Source organism: Delftia sp. BGA-UO-ETr-SB1, assembly GCF_059567865.1.
In genome coordinates this window covers 1898513-1916352 of record NZ_JCAQOW010000006.1, presented here as the reverse complement: position 1 = coordinate 1916352, position 17840 = coordinate 1898513, and the positions used below count along the sequence as shown (strand labels likewise).

Here is a 17840-nt window from a genome sequence, read left to right as displayed (position 1 = left end):
GTTCAGGTCGTCTGTTGATGGGACGACTTCGATTGTGATTGGTGTACTTGCGCGGAGGTCTGGCCGAAGCGCCGCTCGCGCGAAGTGAAGGCGGCAATGGCCTCGTCCAGGCAGGCCTCGTCGAAATCAGGCCACAGGCTGGCACTGAAGAAGAGCTCTGAATACGCGGCCTGCCACAACAGGAAGTTGCTGATGCGCATCTCCCCGCCAGTGCGGATCAGCAGGTCCGGGTCGGGCACATGGGCCAGCGCGAGTGCGCGGTCCAGGCTCTGCGGGGTGATGGGCTCGCCCTGCTCTGCCAGCCGGGCTGCGGCCTGGGCAATGTCCCAGCGCCCGCCGTAGTTGAAGCAGACATTGAGCACCAGGCGGTTGTTGTGTGCAGTGACCTGCTCGGCCTGGGCCAGGCCTGCGCACACTTTCTCGCTCAGGCCACTGCGGTCGCCGATGAAGTGCAGACGCACGCCATCGCGGCTCAGCTGCTGCACTTCCTTGGCAAGGGCATTGGCCAGCAGGCCCATGAGACCGGAAACCTCCTCTTCGGGGCGGTTCCAGTTCTCGGAAGAGAAAGCGAAGACGGTCAGGACCTGCACGCCGCGCTGGACGCAGGCGCGGGCACAGCGGCGCAGCGATTCCACGCCCTGCTTGTGGCCGGCCAGTCGCGGCAGAAAGCGGCGATTGGCCCAGCGTCCATTGCCATCCATGATGACGGCAATATGGCGCGGCACCGCGCCGGAGTCTTGGTTTGTCAAAGGTACGGGCCCTGAGGCAAGCGAGGCAGAACGCCTCAGACCGCCATGATGTCTTGTTCCTTGGCAGCCACCAGCGCGTCGATCTCGGTGATGTGCTTGTCGGTCATCTTCTGGACATCGGCTTCGCAACGCTTTTGGTCGTCTTCCGAGGCTTCCTTGTCCTTGACCAGCTTCTTGACGGCTTCGTTGGCGTCGCGGCGCAGGTTGCGCACGGCGATCTTGGAAGCTTCGCCTTCGTTGCGGGCCAGCTTGGTCATTTCCTTGCGGCGTTCCTCGCTCATCGGAGGCATGGGCACGCGGATCAAATCGCCCAGCGAGGCAGGGTTCAGACCCAGATCGCTTTCGCGAATGGCCTTCTCCACCTTGGCGGACATGCTCTTTTCCCAGGGCTGCACGCTGATGGTGCGCGCATCGAGCAGGTTCACGTTGGCCACCTGGGACAGTGGCACCATGGAGCCGTAGTAATCCACATGGATGGAGTCCAGCAGCGAGGGGTTGGCACGGCCGGTACGCACACGCGCAAGATTGTTCTTGAGCGCTTCGATGGACTGGCCCATCTTGGACTCGGTGGTCTTCTTGATGTCTGCAATCGTCATGTTCTTGTTCCTTGAAGAGCTGTGAAACGCGGGATCAAAACGCTCAAGCGTACACCAGCGTGCCCTCATCCTCGCCCATGACCACGCGCTTGAGCGCGCCGGGCTTGATGATGGAGAACACCCGGATCGGCAGCTTCTGATCGCGGCACAGCGCAAAGGCAGTGGCGTCCATGATGCCCAGGTTGCGCGAAATGGCCTCGTCGAAAGCCAGCTTGTGATAGCGGGTCGCGTTGGGATTCTTCATCGGGTCGTCGGTGTAGACACCATCGACCTTGGTGGCCTTGAGCACCACTTCGGCACCGATCTCCGCGCCGCGCAGTGCCGCGGCCGTATCGGTCGTGAAGAACGGGTTGCCGGTGCCGGCGGCGAACACCACCACCTTGCCCTCTTCGAGATACTGCAGGGCCTTGGGGCGCACATAGGGCTCCACGACCTGCTCGATGGCAATGGCCGACATGACACGGGCGATGAGGCCCTGCTTGTCCATGGCATCGGCCAGGGCCAGGGCATTCATCACGGTGGCCAGCATGCCCATGTAGTCGGCGGTGGCCCGGTCCATTCCGACCGAACCACCAGCCACGCCACGGAAAATATTCCCTCCACCGATCACCACGGCCACCTGGACACCCACGCGGGTGACTTCGGCGATTTCGGAGACCATGCGCTCGATGGTGGCACGGTTGATGCCGAACGAGTCGTCGCCCATGAGCGCCTCACCGGACAGCTTGAGCAGGATGCGCTTGTGGGCCGGTGCGGCGTTGGACATGGTGTTTCTCCGAAAGGTGGATGGTGGTGGATGGTGAAGGGAACGGTTCAGGCGCTCAGACGAATCAGGCGCCGGCCTTGGCAGCGGCCACTTGGGCAGCCACTTCGGCAGCGAAGTCGTCAACCTTCTTTTCGATGCCTTCGCCGACCACGTACAGGGTGAAGCCCTTGACGTTGGTGTTGGCGGCCTTGAGCATCTGGGCCACGGTCTGCTTGCCGTCGGCAGCCTTCACGAAGACCTGGTCGGCCAGCGAGACTTCCTTCAGGTACTTCTGAACCGAGCCTTCGACCATCTTGGCGACGATCTCGGCAGGCTTGCCGGATTCGGCAGCCTTGGCGGCAGCAACGGTACGTTCCTTTTCGATCAGCTCGGCAGGCACGTCAGCGCTGGTCACGGACACGGGCTTCATGGCAGCCACGTGCATGGCGACGTCCTTGGCAGCGGTTGCATCGCCTTCGAACTCGACGATCACGCCGATGCGCGAACCGTGCAGGTACGAAGCCAGGCTGGTGCCGTCGAAACGCTTGAAGCGGCGGAAGGACATGTTCTCGCCGATCTTGCCGATCAGGCCCTTGCGCACATCTTCCAGGGTGGGGCCAAAACCGTCCTGCTCATAGGCCAGGGCGCTCAGCGCGGCCACGTCAGCGGGGTTTTGCTCGGCGACCAGCTTGGCGGCGGCATTGGCCATCGCGATGAAGCTGTCGTTCTTGGACACGAAGTCGGTTTCGCTGTTGACTTCGATCATGGCACCCTTGTTGCCATCGATGAAGGCGGTGATCACGCCTTCGGCGGTCACGCGCGAGGCAGCCTTGCCAGCCTTGGTGCCCAGCTTGACGCGCAGCAGCTCTTCGGCCTTGACCAGATCGCCCTCGGCTTCGGTCAGGGCCTTCTTGCATTCCATCATGGGCGCGTCAGTCTTTGCGCGCAGTTCAGCCACCATGCTTGCGGTAATTGCAGCCATCGTATTTCTCCAATGTCAGTTCGATTCGTTACAGGATTTCGGCTAAAAAAACGGGGCTACCCTGAGCCCCGCTTCTTATTCAGCGACGAGGTCGCTCAGCCGGACAAGCTCAATCAGGCAGCGGATTCTTCCACTTCCACGAACTCGTCACCGCTCTCGCCGGATGCAGCCTTGACCACGTCGGTCAGTGCAGCAGCGCGGCCTTCCAGGATCGCGTCGGCGATGCCTTGGGCGTACAGTTGCACAGCCTTGGCAGAGTCGTCGTTACCGGGGATGACATAGTCGATGCCTTCGGGGTTGTGGTTGGAGTCAACCACGCCAACCAGGGGGATGCCCAGCTTCTTGGCTTCGGCCACGGCGATCTTGTGGAAGCCCACGTCGATCACGAAGATGGCGTCGGGCAGGCTGTTCATGTCCTGGATGCCGCCGATGTCCTTTTCCAGCTTTTCCAGTTCGCGAACGAACATCAGCTGTTCCTTCTTGCTCATGGCTTCCAGGCCGGCTTCTTGCTGGGCCTTCATTTCCTTCAGACGCTTGATGGACGTCTTGACGGTCTTGAAGTTGGTCAGCATGCCGCCCAGCCAACGCTGGTCAACGAAGGGCACGCCAGCGCGCTGGGCTTCAGCAGCCACCATTTCGCGGGCTTGGCGCTTGGTGCCGACCATCAGGATGGTGCCGCCGTTGGACGCCAGTTGCTTGACGAACTTCTGGGCGTCCTGGAACATCGGCAGCGACTTTTCCAGGTTGATGATGTGGATCTTGTTGCGGTGACCGAAGATGAAGGGGGCCATCTTGGGGTTCCAGAAACGGGTCTGGTGACCGAAGTGGACGCCTGCTTCCAGCATCTCGCGCATAGTGACGGACATATGAATACCTCAAAGGTTAGGTCTAAAATCCAGCCCGACAATTGCCCCCTGAAACACAGGGCGCAACACCTTGAAGGGACTGGTTTGCGATTGACTTTGCGCAGGATCCCCAAGCATGGGCAGGCGTTCTTGACGAACACCCCGCACCCAAAAGCTTTCGCCTGACCCCCGGCAATCGCGGAGAAAATCAGGGGGAACCCCTAGCAAAGCCGCAAGATTCTAGCACACGCCACCCCTCAACCGAGGCTTCGCTCTCAAAGCGCGCTCACCACCCCTCACGGCCGCGGCAGTTGCACAACATGCACACACTCCTGTAGTGATAGCTGCATCCGCTTGATAATCCGGGCACTTCAGCAGATTCCACCCAAAAATGAACATCGCGATTGTGGGCGCCGGCAGCATTGGCGTTGCGACAGCCCACGCACTGGCACAGGCCGGCCACGAGGTCACCGTCTACGAGCGTCACGGCACCGCAGCCGAAGAAGCCAGCTTCGGACATGCCGGCTGGCTGGGCCCCAGCCTGCTCCAGCCCTGGAGCGTCCCCGGCCTTTCGACCGCCGAACGCTCCCCCACCCTCCCCGGCCGGCAGGCCCTGCCGCGACTGGGCTCTGGAAACCTCGCAGCCCAGCTGCGCTGGCTATGGCAATGGCGCCAGGCCGGACGGCAACTGCGCAAAGGCAACGTGCCCACAGCCGCCATGGCAGCGCTGGAGGCGCTCACCCAGCGCAGCCAGCAGTTCCAGCAATCGCTGTGGCGGCAATGGGAGTTTGACCCGGAATATGTCGCCGGAAGCCTGGTGCTGCTGGGCAGCGAGGCCGAGCACGAACAACTCAAGCCTGCGCTGGACGCACTGGCCGAGGCCGGCACACGCTGCGAGGCACTGGATGCCACCCAGACCCGGCTGCGCGAACCCGCCCTGGGCGAGGAAACCACGCTCGCAGGCGCCCTGTATTTTCCACAGGCCGGCGCAGCCAATGGCCGCCTTGCCACGCTGATGCAACGCCAGGCAGCGCAGTCGGCAGGAGCACGATTCGAGACGCAGCGCCTGGTGCAGAAATTGCAGCCCGGCGGCGCCGGGCGCACCGCACGCCTGCAATTGCTGGGCGAAGACACCCCCCGTTCGCACGACGCCATCGTCGTCTGCGCCGGCGCCGAGGCCGCGAACCTGCTCACGCCGCTGGGCCTGCGCCCACCCATGATCGCCCTGCACGGCTATGGCGTCAGCGCCCCTTTGCGCGAACAAGGTTATGCCCCCCGCCACGCCATCGTGGACTGGAGTGAGCAGATGACCCTGGTCCGCCTGGGCCAGCGCATGCGCATCGTGGCCGGCGCAGAGCTGGGCCGCCGCAGCCCCATGCATGAGGCCACGCTGCAGCGCATGTATCACCGCCTCAACATGGTTTTTCCCGGCAGCGCGGTGCTGGCCTCGGGCGTACAGATCTGGCATGGCACGCGCATGTGCACGGCCGATGGACTGCCGCTGGTGGGCGCCAGCGGACTGCCCGGCATCTGGCTCAACCTGGGACACGGCAGCTGCGGCGCCGCCATCGCGCAGGGGTGCGCAAGCATGCTGAGCGACCTGATGGACAACCGCGCCAGCTTCCTGGACAGCGCACTGCTCGACCCGCGCCGCCTCGGCTGATCGCCCCATCCACCACCGGGCGGCGGACCGCTATGCTCGGTCCATGCTGCGCATTCCCACATCCACCGCCTTGCCGCTGTTTGATACGGCGGCCACTCGCACCCTGGAACAGCAGGCGGCAGCCAGACTGCCCGCGCACAGCCTCATGCAACGCGCAGGCGCGGGCCTGGCACGCCTGGCACGCGCCATCGCTCCCCATGCACGCTGCATCTGGATAGCCTGTGGCCCCGGCAACAACGGCGGCGATGGCTTGCAGGCAGCCGCCTGGCTGCAACAAAGCCTGAATGCGGCGCCAGAAAAGGCCCGCATTTGCCGCATTCTGGTCAGCTGCGTGCGCGAACGCGCCCACATGCCCACCGATGCACGCGCCGCCTGGGACGACGCCCACGAAGCCGGCGTGCAATGGACCGAGCACATGCCCGCCGACATGGAACCACAGGACTTGTGCATTGACGCATTGCTGGGCATCGGCCTGCGCCAGCCAGACGCCGCAAGCCCACACACCGGCACGAATGAGCGCCTGCTCACTCTGCTGCGCAGCCTGCAATCCAGCACCAGCCCGGTCCTTTGCGCGGACATAGCCTCCGGACTGGATGCCGACACCGGGCAGTACCTAACTGGATTCGCACCCCCGAACGCCCCAGCCAGCGCACGGCATACGCTGGCACTGCTGACGCTGCAGCCCGGACTGTTCACAGGAATTGGCCGCGATGCCTGCGGCCAGATATGGTGGGATGACCTGGACACGGGACTGGCGAAAGGCGAGCCAATCCTCACTCCCCTGCCCTGCGCACAACTGTTTTCACCAGGCGCCAGCGCCCCGCGCCCGCATGCCAGCCACAAGGGAAGCTTTGGCGACGTGGCCATCCTTGGCGGAGAGGGGCTGGGACAGCGCGGCCTTTCCATGACCGGCGCCGCCTGGCTGGCTGCCCTGGCCGCGCTGCATGGGGGCGCGGGGCGCGTGATGCTCGCCCTGCTCGATGCCTCGGCCGGGTCAGGCCAGGCCACCGCGCCCTGGCCCGAAATCATGCTGCGCAGCCCTGAAGCGCAGGACTGGCGCAGCACCACCGTGGCCTGCGGATGCGGGGGCGGCGTGGCGGTGCGCGCATGGCTGCCCCAGATATTGGAACAAGCCCCCAGGCTGGTGCTGGACGCAGACGCACTGAATGCCATTGCCGAAGATGAATCGCTGGCCTCGCTCCTGAAAGAGCGCCGCCAGCGCGACCTGCACACGGTGCTGACGCCACACCCGCTGGAGGCCGCCCGCCTGCTGAAGACGAACACCGCACAGGTCCAAGCACAGCGGCTGCACGCCGCCAGGCAGCTGGCGCAACGCTTCGACTGCACCGCGCTGCTCAAAGGCTCCGGCACCGTGATCGCCGGACCCCAGGAAGAGAGTGATGCACCGCCTTGCTGGATCAATCCCACGGGAAACGCCCGCCTGTCGACCGGAGGAACCGGCGATGTGCTCGCCGGGCTGATTGCTGCGCTGTGGGCCCAGGGCCTGGAGCCCACGCAGGCAGCAGCCCTGGCGGCCTGGCGCCATGGATTTGCAGCAGACCATTGGCCTGCGTACATCCCGTTCAGCGCCAGCGCACTGGCCCAGCAGCTCAGGGCATAAAAACCCTCAGGACTTGCGCCGGGGCTTGGATGTGTTGCCCGTCACCTTGGACTTGACGGCACCCAAGGCCTTCTTGCCCAAGGCGCGCAGTGCCTGCACCGGCGACGGTGGAGGCAGCTGCGGCAGGCCGTGGGCAGCAGCATCCGTGGCCGCAGGCTTGCGTGCCTCGGACTTGCGCGCCTCGGACGCCCGGCCTCTGCGGGGTCGCGCAGCGGAGCCAGCGGATGATGGCTCCGCAACCGCCTCGCCCATATCGCTCTGCCGCGCCGTGGTAGCCGGGCGCGGCTGGGCATTCGCATATTCAGCTTCCAGCGCGGCCAGGTTCACCCCCTTGACCATGGCCTTTTTAGACGCCTTGCGCCCCTGCTTGCCGGCCGACGCCGCTGCATCAGACTCAGGCCTTGCACCGCCGGAGCCTCCCGAGTTGCGCTGCGCCCGCTTTTCCTTGGCATCGCGGCGGCCCCATTTTTCGCCCTGATGGGTTTCCGTGCGCGCCGGCGTCCTGCCGGGCCGGCCCGAGGCCGGCTGCTCTTCGCCATCGCGCACCAGGCGGAAATCGATGCGCCGGCCATCCAGGTCCACGCGGCTGACCTGCACGCGCAGCCGCGTGCCGATGCCATAGCGAATGCCCGAGCGCTCGCCGCGCAGTTCCTGGCGCGCCTCGTCAAATCGGAAATAGTCGCCACCCAGCTCGGTGATGTGGACCAGCCCCTCCACATACATGGCGTCGAGCGTGACGAAGATGCCGAAGGTGGTCACCGCAGAGACCATGCCGCCGAACTCCTCGCCCAGATGCTCGCGCATGTACTTGCACTTGAGCCAGGCTTCGACATCGCGGCTGGCCTCGTCGGCCCGGCGCTCGTTGGCACTGCAGTGCAGGCCGGCGGCTTCCCAGGCCTGGACCTCGGCAGCGGGCGCGCGCTTGCGCGGCTTCTGGCCGGGAGGGCTGACGCGTGATGCCAGACGCTTGGCCAGCTTGGCCTCGGCTTCTCCGGGGGTGGGCAGCTCGGGCAGGCGATAGTGTGTGCCTTCGAGCTCGGCCTTGATCACGCGGTGCACCAGCAAATCGGGATAGCGGCGGATCGGGCTTGTGAAGTGCGTATAGGCGTCGAATGCCAGGCCGAAGTGGCCCGAATTCTCGGGCGTGTAGAAGGCCTGCATCATCGAGCGCAGCAGCATGGTGTGGATCTGCTGGGAATCGGGACGGTCCTTGGTGGCGTTGGCAATGGCCTGGAACTCGGACGTGGCCGGGTTCTCGCTCAGCGCCACACCGACCCCCATGGCCTTCAGATAGTTGCGCAGAATGTCCTGCTTTTCCAGCGAGGGCTTGTCGTGCACGCGGAACAGGCCGACGCGACCGCTTTGCTCGATGAAGTCCGCACTGCAGACATTGGCGGCCAGCATGGCCTCCTCGATCAGCTTGTGCGCCTCGTTGCGCGTGCGCGGCACGATCTTCTCGATGCGGCCGTTCTCGTCACAGACGATCTGCGTCTCCGTGGTCTCGAAGTCCACGGCGCCGCGCGCCTCGCGCGACTTGAGCAGCGCCTGGTAGACGCCGTGAAGATTGAGCAAGTCACCCACGCGCTCCGAGCGCCGGGCAGCCTCCGGACCGCGCGTATTGGCCAGGATGGCCGCCACCTCGGTATAGGTGAAGCGCGCATGGCTGTGCATCACCGCCGGATAGAACTGATAGGCATGGATCTCGCCCTTGGCGGTGATCAGCATGTCGCAGACCATACACAGGCGGTCCACATCGGGGTTGAGCGAGCACAGGCCATTGCTCAGCTTCTCGGGCAGCATGGGGATCACGCGGCGCGGGAAATAGACGCTGGTGGCGCGGTCATAGGCATCGATGTCGATGGCGCTGCCCGTGGTCACGTAGTGGCTCACATCGGCAATCGCCACCAGCAGGCGCCAGCCCTTACTGCGCCCGACCTTGGCGGGCTCGCAGTAGACGGCATCGTCGAAATCGCGCGCGTCCTCGCCATCGATGGTCACCAGGGGCACATCGGTCAGGTCGATGCGCTTCTTGCAATCGGCAGGCCGCACCCTGTCCGGCAGCGCCTTGGCCTGTGCCAGGCAGGCATCGGAAAACACATGCGGGACGCCGTACTTGCGCACCGCAATCTCGATCTCCATGCCGGGATCATCGACTTCACCGAGCACTTCGATGATGCGTCCCACGGGCTGGCCGAACAGCGCAGGCGCCTCGGTCAGTTCCACCACCACCACTTGGCCGATCTTGGCCGATCCTGTGGCATTGGCGGGGATCAGGATGTCCTGGCCGTAGCGCTTGTCCTCGGGCGCCACCAGCCACACACCGCTTTCCTGCAAGAAGCGGCCAATGATGTTGTGCGCAGGGCGCTCGATGATCTCGACCACACGGCCTTCAGGCCGGCCGCGGCGGTCCTGGCGCACGATGCGGACCTTCACGCGGTCCTTGTGCAGCACGGCACGCATTTCATTGGGGGGAAGGAAGATGTCGCCTTCGCCGTCATCGCGGATGACGAAGCCATGTCCGTCGCGGTGCCCCTGCACACTGCCCTCGATTTCGTCGTTCACATCGGCGCTTTTGGCGTGAGGGTTCATTTTCTTGGTATACAATCTAAATCTTTCCTGAGATGCCCAGGTGGCGGAATTGGTAGACGCACTAGTTTCAGGTACTAGCGGGTAACTCCGTGGAGGTTCGAGTCCTCTCCTGGGCACCAAGTTTAACGACAACCTGCAGAGGTTGCGGTGAACTAAGGAACTATCTTCAGCAGAAGGCAGTTCCCTGGCTTCATGACTTGGCAGATGACAGTCTCAAGAAAAAATCGAAGATCGGGATAATTCTGCAAAAAATGCAGTAGAATTTCAGCTTCAGCAAGCCCAGGTGGCGGAATTGGTAGACGCACTAGTTTCAGGTACTAGCGGGTAACTCCGTGGAGGTTCGAGTCCTCTCCTGGGCACCAAACATGAAAAGGCCGTTGCACACGCAACGGCCTTTTTCTTTTCTGATCGCTGAAAGCCGATGGCAAGGGCATCTCGCCAAGAAAAGTTCAGGAAAATTTTTGCAAACCTGCCCGGCACATCGCTTTCACGCTATATAATTTGCGTACTCTGAAATGCCCAGGTGGCGGAATTGGTAGACGCACTAGTTTCAGGTACTAGCGGGTAACTCCGTGGAGGTTCGAGTCCTCTCCTGGGCACCAAACATGAAAAGGCCGTTGCACACGCAACGGCCTTTTTTCCTTGCCTCGCCAGCACCGTCGCAAGCCCCTGCACCATCCCGCAGAAATTTCTCAAAAACTTGGGAAATCGGCTTCAGACGGAGATTTCGCGCTATATAATTTGCTCACTCTGAAATGCCCAGGTGGCGGAATTGGTAGACGCACTAGTTTCAGGTACTAGCGGGTAACTCCGTGGAGGTTCGAGTCCTCTCCTGGGCACCAAACATGAAAAGGCCGTTGCACATGCAACGGCCTTTTTTCTTGGGCGCTGCAGACGCATCGACCCCAGAAGGCCGCATCCATGGCGCAAAAAAAGGGAGCCAGCGGCTCCCTTCCTGGATGAGAGGATCACCTCCCGTGCATCACTTGCGCAGCAGTTGCTTGAGCACGTTCTGCAGGCGGCGCGCGCTGACATCATCGCGCGGCGATGCCAGCACCCGGGCGGCATCGTTGCCCCAGGTTTCCTGCGGAGCAGGATCGTTGCGGCGCGTCAGCAGCTGCAGTTGCAGGGCACGGCGGGCGCTCAGATGTTCCGCAGGCGTGGGAACGTCGGCGGCCATTTCAAGGCGCAGCAGGGCTTCGCCCGCGTCTCCCTTGGGTGCCTGACCCAAGGCCTGCGACCAGGCGCTGCGCACTTGTGCAGACACGCGGCCGCCAAGCTGCTGGGCAGCCGGCATCTGGGCAGCATCACGCGACTCCCACGCCGCCATCAACTGGGTCAGTGCCTCACCATGGGCCTGGGCCGCGAGCTTGCGCAGGGCGTCCTGGGCATGTTCCATGGCTTCACGCTGGGCGCGGAAGGCGGGGTCCGCCAGGCGCGGTCCGCGCTCTTCGCGCGGCTCGCGGCTGAAACGGCCACTGTCGCGGCTGTCTCGGCCATCCCGGCCGTCGCGGCCACGGCCACCATCGCGGCGGTCGCCAGGACGGGCAGCACGTGCACTGCCCTCTTCCTTCTTCATGCCAGGACGATCATCGCCGCGCACGGCAACCACGGGGCGCACTGGCACCGGCTTGGCTTCGGATTCTTCCGAACCCGCTGCAGCAGCGGCAGGCTCCTGTGCTGGCTGGGCCGCACTCACGGAAGCATCGGCACGGCCACGCAGCGCTTGCTCCAGAGCCTCCACCGCAGCGCGGATTTGCTGCACATCACCCGAGGTGTTGGCAGCTTCCACGGCCTGCGACGCTTCCAGCACGCGGCGATCATGGTCGCTGAGTGCCACGGCTGCGGCACGAGGGCCCCGCTCGGTGCCCTTGCGGTTGAAGGCTTCGTCCAGTGGCTTGCGGAAGGCATCCCAGAGCTTTTGCTCGTGCTTGCGGTCCAGAGGCACGGCCTGCGCCTCGGCCTGCCAGCGCTGCTGCAGGGCCTTGACGGCGTCGATGCGCAAGTTGGGCGCTGCGCCCAGCGCCGTGGCCTCGTCGATCATGGCGTGGCGACGCTGCAGGCTGGCTTTTTGCGCGGCATGCAACGGAGCCTCGGCCAGGGCCATGGCCTGCTTGAACTGGGGTTGCAGTTCGGCAAACAGCTTCTCGCCGATGTGGCCGCTTTCACGCCAACGTTCAGCGAACTGGCGCAGTGCGCGCGCCGCGCCCTTGAGATCTTCGCTGGCGGTCTGCTGTGCTGCCCAGGCCTTGATCTCTTCGATCAGCGCCAGGCGCTGTGCCTTGGACTGGGTGGTTTCGGTGCGCAGCTTGTCGTGCCAGGACTCGACCACCTTGTGGGCCGTGTTGCAGGCTTCGTCAAACTTCTTCCACAGTGCGTGGTTGGCTGCGCTGCCCTGATCGGCCAGCTTCCATTGCTCGCGCAGGCTGCGCAGCGATTCCTGGATCTTGCGGCCACCCAGCGCCTGGCCTTCAGGGCGATTCAGCAGGGCTTCGGCCTTGGCAACCAGTTCCTCGCGCAGCTTGTCGGCGTTCTGGCGCGGCCAGCCTTCGGACTCGCCAGCTGCCAGAAGGGCCTCATGCACCTTGGTGACCAGTGCATCGTCCACCAGACGGCCATGGGCCTTGATGGCGGCGCGCACGGCCTGCACGGCGGCGGAACCCGCCTTGCTTTCACCGGCAGCCGTCTCGGCCTGGAGCTGCTCCAGCGCCTGGGTCAGTGCACTGCTGGCGGCAGCCACTTGCTCAGGCGATGTCTTCGCCTTGGGCTGGGCTGTGCTGCGGGCAGCAGGAGCGGGCTTGGACGGCTCGGCAGCCGCTGCCTCGGGAGGCAGGCCACGCGCCACGCGCAGCTCATCGGCCCACACGGGCACGGTGGGCAGCGGAGCGGCTTCGTCGGCGGCGGCAGCTTCGGTCAGCGCCAGTGCAGACTGGAAGGCCTCCCAGACCAGGATCAGCTGTGCGCTGGCGGCTTCCAGCTGGGGCGGGAAACGTCCGTCCACGCTGGCCCAGTTGTCATCGCCAGTCAGTTCGCCGGCCTGCTCCTGCCAACGGGCCACGTCGGCGCGCAGGTTGTCGAGCACAGCCTGGGCATCGCGCCAGGGCTTGGTGGACAGGACCTCGATGCGCTGAGCCAGCAAAACGGCCACTTCGCGCTGGACCTGCACGCGGTGCTGCAGCTCCTCGATGGCCTTGACACGCTCGGCCAGCTGGGCCTTGTGCTGCGACAGAGGTTCACGCGACAGCGGAGCGCCCGCCTTGGCGGCGTCGCGCTGCCAGGCGATGGCGTCGGCGGCATTGAAGGGCGATGCGACCAGCAGCGCCTGGGCCTTTTCAGCCCACTCCACTGCGATCTTTTCCTGGTCCTTGGTGCGGCGGATCTCGTCCAGGCGCTCACGCACGGCACGGGCCGCGCCCTTGTCGCGCGCGCTCAGTTCCTTGAGGACGTCCTGCAATTGCTCGACCGAAGGCTGGGTTGCCAGCCAGTCGCGGATGCGCGCGGCGCGATCACCCGAGGTTTCGGCGGAGAAGGCACCGCCCGTGAGCACATCCAAGGGGTGTTGTTCGGGATTCTTGGCAGAAGCAGGGCTCACTTCAGGTGCATCGGACATGGTGCTGCGGGGGGAAAGAGAAGACATGAATCAATCGTTGAATGTCTGGCTGCCGCGGGCCGCCAGACGCGGCCGGCCAGGCCGCATGCGGGCATGCTAGCCGGACCGGGAAAACCATATTCTCGCCGTTATTTGAAGCGGAGCCAAAACCGGGCTACTGCGTGGACAGGCTGAGCTGGGCGCGCGGACTCCATTCCTGGTCGTCGGAGTCCAGTTTTGGAGCCCCCAGAAACAGGCGTTCAAGCGGCAACTGCTGCTGGGCAAGGTAGTCGCGCACGGCCACGGCGCGGGCCAGCGCCAGTTCGCGCATGGCATCGTCGGGCACGGCAATCTGCTCCAGCAGCAGACTGCGCATCTGGTCGGTGGGCAGGTCCTTGGCCATGCCGATGACATTGCGCGGCTTGGCAAAGTCTGCGCGACTGTACAGCGCCTTGGTCAAGGCCGGCACTTCGGAGGCGGGCAACTCGGTCACGGACTCTGCCGATTTGCCGTCGCGCAGCACCTGGCGGCGTTTCTGGGCGAGCAGCAGGCGATCGAGCTCCGCCTGCTTCCAGGCCTCTTTGTCCTGCGCCTCGCGCGCCTCGCCGATCACGGTGAGCTTGAGGGCCGGGCGATCCTTGAGGGAGGCAACCACCTTGTCCAGGCTCTCGCGGGCCTTGCCGTCGATCTGGGCACGCCCCGGCGCAAAGGCCACCACGCCCGATTCGCTGCCGCCCCCAAAAGCGCCCGACAGCAGCGAGAAAGGCGAGGTGATGGCCTTCATGATCAGGTTGCCAATGATCTTGAAGATGACCGGCGCCAGCCTGAATTGCGGGTCGTTGAGCGAGCCGCTGACCGGCAGGTCCAGGTCGATGACTCCGTTGCGGTCAGCCAACAGCGCCACCGCCAGGCGCACGGGCAGCGAGGCGGGCGCGCCTTCGACGGCTTCGCCGAAAGTGAGCTGATGCAGCACCAGCTTGTTGCGCGCCGTGAGTTGGCCATCGGGCTCGATCTTGTAGTTGACGTCCATGCTGAGCTTGCCGCGCTCGATCCCGTGGCCCGCGTACTTGATGGAGTACGGCGACAGCGGGGGCAGTTCCAGGTCGCGCATCTGGGCACGTATGTCCAGGGCCAGCGGCTTGGCCAGCGGATTGACCTGGCCGGTGATCTCCAGCGAAGCCGTGCCCTGGGCGCGGCCGCGCAGCTCCACATCCGCCAGTTGCGGCGCCTGCTGGCTGGCAGGCTGCTCGGACGAGAAGGCGCTCAGGCGGCCCGCCAGCTCGCTGAGGTCGGCCGAGTAGTTGGGCTGGATGAAGTAGTCGGAGAACTGGACCCTGCCGCCCGTCAGCACAATCGGCCCGATCTTGATGACGGGCGCAGGCCCGGAGGCAGCCTGCGGCGGCGCCGGTTCGGCGGAAGCCGCCGTGCCATCCGCAGCCGGCGTGGCGTTCTGCTCCAGGGACTGCTGGGACTTCGCCGATTTGACGATGTCCTGCAGGTTGATGCGCCCGTTGCGCTGCACGATGACGCGCGCAAAGAAGTCGCTGAGCGCCGTCTCGCGCACGCTCAGGCGCAGCGGCTGGGCAGGCTGCATCTGCAGGTCCAGGCCGCGCACGGCCAGCGTCTTCCAGGCCACGAGTTCATCGCGCAGGCCGAGTCCCAAGGCAACCGACTGGGCCTTGGCCCGGTCGGCCGTGGACTCGCTGAGCACGGCAGCCACGGCACCTGCCGCCGTGCGTGGCGCGCCCTGCCCTGCGGCCTCGCCCGCCGCTTGCACGGGAGAGGCCAGCGCGGAGCGCATGCGCAGATCCACGAGCTCGATATCCCCCTGCACCGCCAGCTCGGGGCCGGCCGGTTGGCTGACAAAGCGCAGTTGTCCGAGGAAATTTCCGTCGGCACGCACCAACTCCACATTGAGCATGTCGGCAAAGTAGGGCTCCAGCGCATGCAGCGGCAGGCTGCGCGCCTGCAATTTGCCCTGAAGCGACAGCGGCGCCAGCCCCAGGTCCCCCCGCAGGCTCAGCGAGCCCGCCTGGACGCGCCGGCCCGAGCCGACCTGGGCGGACAGCTCCAGCGGCGTGGGCGCGGATTTTGCGGCCAGCGGCTCGATGGCGCCCATGCGAAGGCGCAGTGAACCCAGGTCCAGCGACACGGTGCGCGCCGAATCCGCGTTGCGCACGGGCGCTTCGTCACGCAGCGCAATGGCGCCGCCATCGACCTCCACCGCTTGCAGCTTCAGGCCCCAGGGCCGGGACTTGTCCTTGCCGGCGTCCTGCGATGCGGGTGCCGAGGAGGCGGGCGGCAGCCATTGCTCGTACATCCACCGGCCCTGGGCATCGCGCAACACGGCCAGCTGCGGCTTTTGCAGTGCGAGGCGGCCAACGGAGACCTGCTGGCTGGCCAGATTGACCTGCACCTGCTCCAGCTGCAGGTGCGCGATATCGACGGGCGCGGCCTTGTCCTTGAGGCTCAACTGCTCCACGCCCAGCCCGGCCACCTGAACCACCATGGCGGAACCGTTCCAGCCCAGGCCTGCATCGGTGCTCAACAGACCCGTCAGCTCGGGTTTGAGATGGGCGGACAGGTACGGTGCTGCCAGTTGCAGCGGCAATTGCCGCGCGGAGATGGCCAGTTGGCCCTGCTTGTCGGTCAAGGCCCCGCTCAGCTGCAACTCGGCAGGTTTCGCCCCCTCCCCCGCCGATTCGGGCTGCACCTGCATGCTGGCAGCAAGCTGCAGCGGTTGCTCCAGGGGCCAGCGGATATCGCGCACCTGCAACGACAGCTCGCGCGCCTGCAGCGCAGCGCCCGACTTTCCAGCGTCGGGAGCGGCATCGCGCCAGTGCACCGTGGCATTGGCAACGGACAGCCTGTCCAGGCTGACCTTCCACGGCTGGGGCGCGTCGGAGGCAGGCTTTTCCGCTGCCGGCCTGGCATCCGGGGAGGAAGCCCCCCCCATCGCCGTCCAATTGATGCGGCCTTGCGCATCGCGGGCCGCAAAAATCTCGGGAGCGCTCCACTGCACGGACTCCAGCTCCGCAACCGATTGCAGCGGCTGCACGTTCTTGAGCACGGCGGCCAGGCGCTCGAAGCGCAGCAGGGGGGCGCCGTCGCGGTCGTGCAGCTCGGCGCCGGACAGGCTGACCTCCCCGGTGATGCGGACCACGGCCTGCTCGGCCTGCTCAAAGGAGATGTGCAGGTTGGCATCCAGCACACCGGAACGCGGCTTGACAGGCGCGGTGACGGGCACATAGCCCAAATAAGGTGTCAGGTCCACGCCCTGCCAGTTCAGATCGACAGCGGTCTGGCGCTGCTCGGTGAAGGGCGTGCTCTGGGCGCTGGATTCAAACCGGCTGCCGTTGAGCGCAAAGGACAGGTGCGGGAGCACCTTGATCTCGCGCTTGGACTCCAGGTTGCTGATGAATGGTAGGCGCAGCTGCAACTGCTCGAGCATGTGCTGGCGCTGCTGGACCTCGTCCTGCAATTCCACGCGGCCGTCGCGCAGCGCAATGTTGTACAGCGCAAAGCCCACGGGCCTGGAGGGCGGCGTGTCGCCGGGTTCGGCCAGCCTGGCCAGCACATCGTCCACATCGAAATGCCCCAGGCTCTGCTGGGTCAGGCGCAGCACCGGCGCATCGACCTCGATGGCATCCAGCACCGGCGCCAGCCGAAACAGCGACTGGATACTGGCATTGACATAGATGCGGTCGATCTGAAGCTGGGGGGACGAAGATGCAGACGGCACGGACTCCGGCGCCGCGCCTTCCGCCTGGCTCCTGGCAATGCTCAGGTCCCGCAGGGTCAGCTCCAGCGACCAGGGCCGGAACTCCACTGCACCCACACGGACCTGACGGCCCAGCTTGGCCGATGCCTGCTTTTCCAGTTGACTCTTGGCCACAACGGGCACCAGCGCCCACAGCAGCAGCCACAGCAAAAGGAACGCCACAAGGGCGATGGTCAGCCTGCGCAGCCAGCGGTGCTTGAAGAGAGATTGCATGGGGCTCTGGTAACTAGTACAGCCCTCATCCTGGGATACAGGACAGGGCAACGGCTGCATTGCACCAGAAATTGGGGCGGCAGCAACGGCTGGGTCCGCACCACGGCACATTTCTTGACGTTGCGGCCATCCTTGAACGACAAAGCCCGGAAGCCGTGAACCGGCTTCCGGGCTTTACGGCGGGCACAAGTCCCGACCGTTTTCCGCAGTCAAGGAGAGGATGGTCCTTGCTGCTTGGAAGCAAGAGATTGCTTCCAGGAAGGCCGCGGAAGAAGACTTGAACCACGGTGTTCGCACTATCGAACACCACTTTTACCTGTCTTCCACCTTGGCGAGACGACTGCAGGAGCAGTCGCCTCCAATATAGAAGGACGCAGGGTCGGCCTGCCAGTGCTTTTGCATTTCATTGCAATTTCATGACGCACTCTGAAAACGGCGGAAGCGGCGTACATCGGTAGCACGCCACC

Annotated in this window: 10 protein-coding genes and 4 tRNA genes; 6 read left to right on the top strand and 8 right to left on the bottom strand. The window is 65.0% G+C overall.

Going from position 1 to position 17840, the window contains the following annotated elements; all coding sequences use genetic code 11:
- Nucleotides 1-2 precede the first annotated feature (2 nt).
- The 5 genes from uppS to rpsB all read right to left on the bottom strand — a co-directional run bounded on the left by uppS (nt 3) and on the right by rpsB (nt 3938).
- Nucleotides 3-749 carry a polyprenyl diphosphate synthase gene (gene uppS, locus AC57B5_RS27380; protein ID WP_034396177.1) on the bottom strand — a complete coding sequence of 249 codons (747 nt, stop codon included), beginning with the start codon at nt 747-749 and terminating at the stop codon, nt 3-5.
- Nucleotides 750-784: 35 nt separating this feature from the next.
- Nucleotides 785-1345, bottom strand: coding sequence for a ribosome recycling factor (gene frr, locus AC57B5_RS27375; protein WP_012206744.1), 561 nt, complete (start codon nt 1343-1345; stop codon nt 785-787).
- 43 nt (nt 1346-1388) lie between these two features.
- Entirely contained in the window at nt 1389-2111 is a 723-nt protein-coding gene (gene pyrH / locus AC57B5_RS27370; protein WP_012206745.1) for a UMP kinase, read from the bottom strand.
- 64 nt (nt 2112-2175) lie between these two features.
- Nucleotides 2176-3072 carry a translation elongation factor Ts gene (tsf, locus tag AC57B5_RS27365; RefSeq protein ID WP_013801447.1) on the bottom strand — a complete coding sequence of 299 codons (897 nt, stop codon included), beginning with the start codon at nt 3070-3072 and terminating at the stop codon, nt 2176-2178.
- A gap of 113 nt (nt 3073-3185) precedes the next feature.
- A complete protein-coding gene (gene rpsB, locus AC57B5_RS27360; protein WP_012206747.1) occupies nt 3186-3938 on the bottom strand; it encodes a 30S ribosomal protein S2 in 753 nt (250 codons plus the stop codon).
- A gap of 370 nt (nt 3939-4308) precedes the next feature.
- Between rpsB and AC57B5_RS27355 the strand changes: the two genes are divergently transcribed.
- A complete protein-coding gene (locus AC57B5_RS27355; protein WP_496400689.1) occupies nt 4309-5580 on the top strand; it encodes an FAD-dependent oxidoreductase in 1272 nt (423 codons plus the stop codon).
- A gap of 43 nt (nt 5581-5623) precedes the next feature.
- Nucleotides 5624-7201: an NAD(P)H-hydrate dehydratase gene (locus AC57B5_RS27350; protein ID WP_496400688.1), complete on the top strand. Its 1578-nt coding sequence runs from the start codon at nt 5624-5626 to the stop codon at nt 7199-7201.
- A 6-nt stretch (nt 7202-7207) separates the two neighbouring features.
- On the opposite strand, the gene rnr is transcribed toward AC57B5_RS27350, so the two are convergent.
- Entirely contained in the window at nt 7208-9790 is a 2583-nt protein-coding gene (gene rnr / locus AC57B5_RS27345; protein WP_043782527.1) for a ribonuclease R, read from the bottom strand.
- A 34-nt stretch (nt 9791-9824) separates the two neighbouring features.
- Here rnr and AC57B5_RS27340 point away from each other — a divergent pair.
- The 4 genes from AC57B5_RS27340 (at nt 9825) to AC57B5_RS27325 (ending at nt 10632) form a co-directional block, all read left to right on the top strand.
- Nucleotides 9825-9909 (top strand) — tRNA-Leu (locus tag AC57B5_RS27340).
- A gap of 158 nt (nt 9910-10067) precedes the next feature.
- Nucleotides 10068-10152, top strand: a tRNA-Leu gene (locus AC57B5_RS27335).
- Between the two features lie 155 nt (nt 10153-10307).
- A tRNA-Leu gene (locus tag AC57B5_RS27330) sits at nt 10308-10392 on the top strand.
- Between the two features lie 155 nt (nt 10393-10547).
- A tRNA-Leu gene (locus tag AC57B5_RS27325) sits at nt 10548-10632 on the top strand.
- A 140-nt stretch (nt 10633-10772) separates the two neighbouring features.
- On the opposite strand, the gene AC57B5_RS27320 is transcribed toward AC57B5_RS27325, so the two are convergent.
- Both AC57B5_RS27320 and AC57B5_RS27315 read right to left on the bottom strand, forming a co-directional pair.
- On the bottom strand, nt 10773-13400 hold the full coding sequence (locus tag AC57B5_RS27320) for a DUF349 domain-containing protein (RefSeq protein WP_496400881.1): 2628 nt from the start codon (nt 13398-13400) through the stop codon (nt 10773-10775).
- A 154-nt stretch (nt 13401-13554) separates the two neighbouring features.
- A complete protein-coding gene (locus tag AC57B5_RS27315) occupies nt 13555-17373 on the bottom strand; it encodes a DUF748 domain-containing protein (RefSeq protein WP_496400687.1) in 3819 nt (1272 codons plus the stop codon).
- Between the last annotated feature and the right edge of the window lie 467 nt (nt 17374-17840).

Bases quoted from the DNA above. Each gene is read 5' to 3' on its own strand.
- frr (WP_012206744.1), bottom strand. From the start codon at position 1,345: ATGACGATTGCAGACATCAAGAAGACCACCGAGTCCAAGATGGGCCAG.
- pyrH (WP_012206745.1), bottom strand. From the start codon at position 2,111: ATGTCCAACGCCGCACCGGCCCACAAGCGCATCCTGCTCAAGCTGTCC.
- tsf (WP_013801447.1), bottom strand. From the start codon at position 3,072: ATGGCTGCAATTACCGCAAGCATGGTGGCTGAACTGCGCGCAAAGACT.
- rpsB (WP_012206747.1), bottom strand. From the start codon at position 3,938: ATGTCCGTCACTATGCGCGAGATGCTGGAAGCAGGCGTCCACTTCGGT.
- AC57B5_RS27355 (WP_496400689.1), top strand. From the start codon at position 4,309: ATGAACATCGCGATTGTGGGCGCCGGCAGCATTGGCGTTGCGACAGCC.
- AC57B5_RS27350 (WP_496400688.1), top strand. From the start codon at position 5,624: ATGCTGCGCATTCCCACATCCACCGCCTTGCCGCTGTTTGATACGGCG.
- rnr (WP_043782527.1), bottom strand. From the start codon at position 9,790: ATGAACCCTCACGCCAAAAGCGCCGATGTGAACGACGAAATCGAGGGC.
- AC57B5_RS27320 (WP_496400881.1), bottom strand. From the start codon at position 13,400: ATGTCCGATGCACCTGAAGTGAGCCCTGCTTCTGCCAAGAATCCCGAA.
- AC57B5_RS27315 (WP_496400687.1), bottom strand. From the start codon at position 17,373: ATGCAATCTCTCTTCAAGCACCGCTGGCTGCGCAGGCTGACCATCGCC.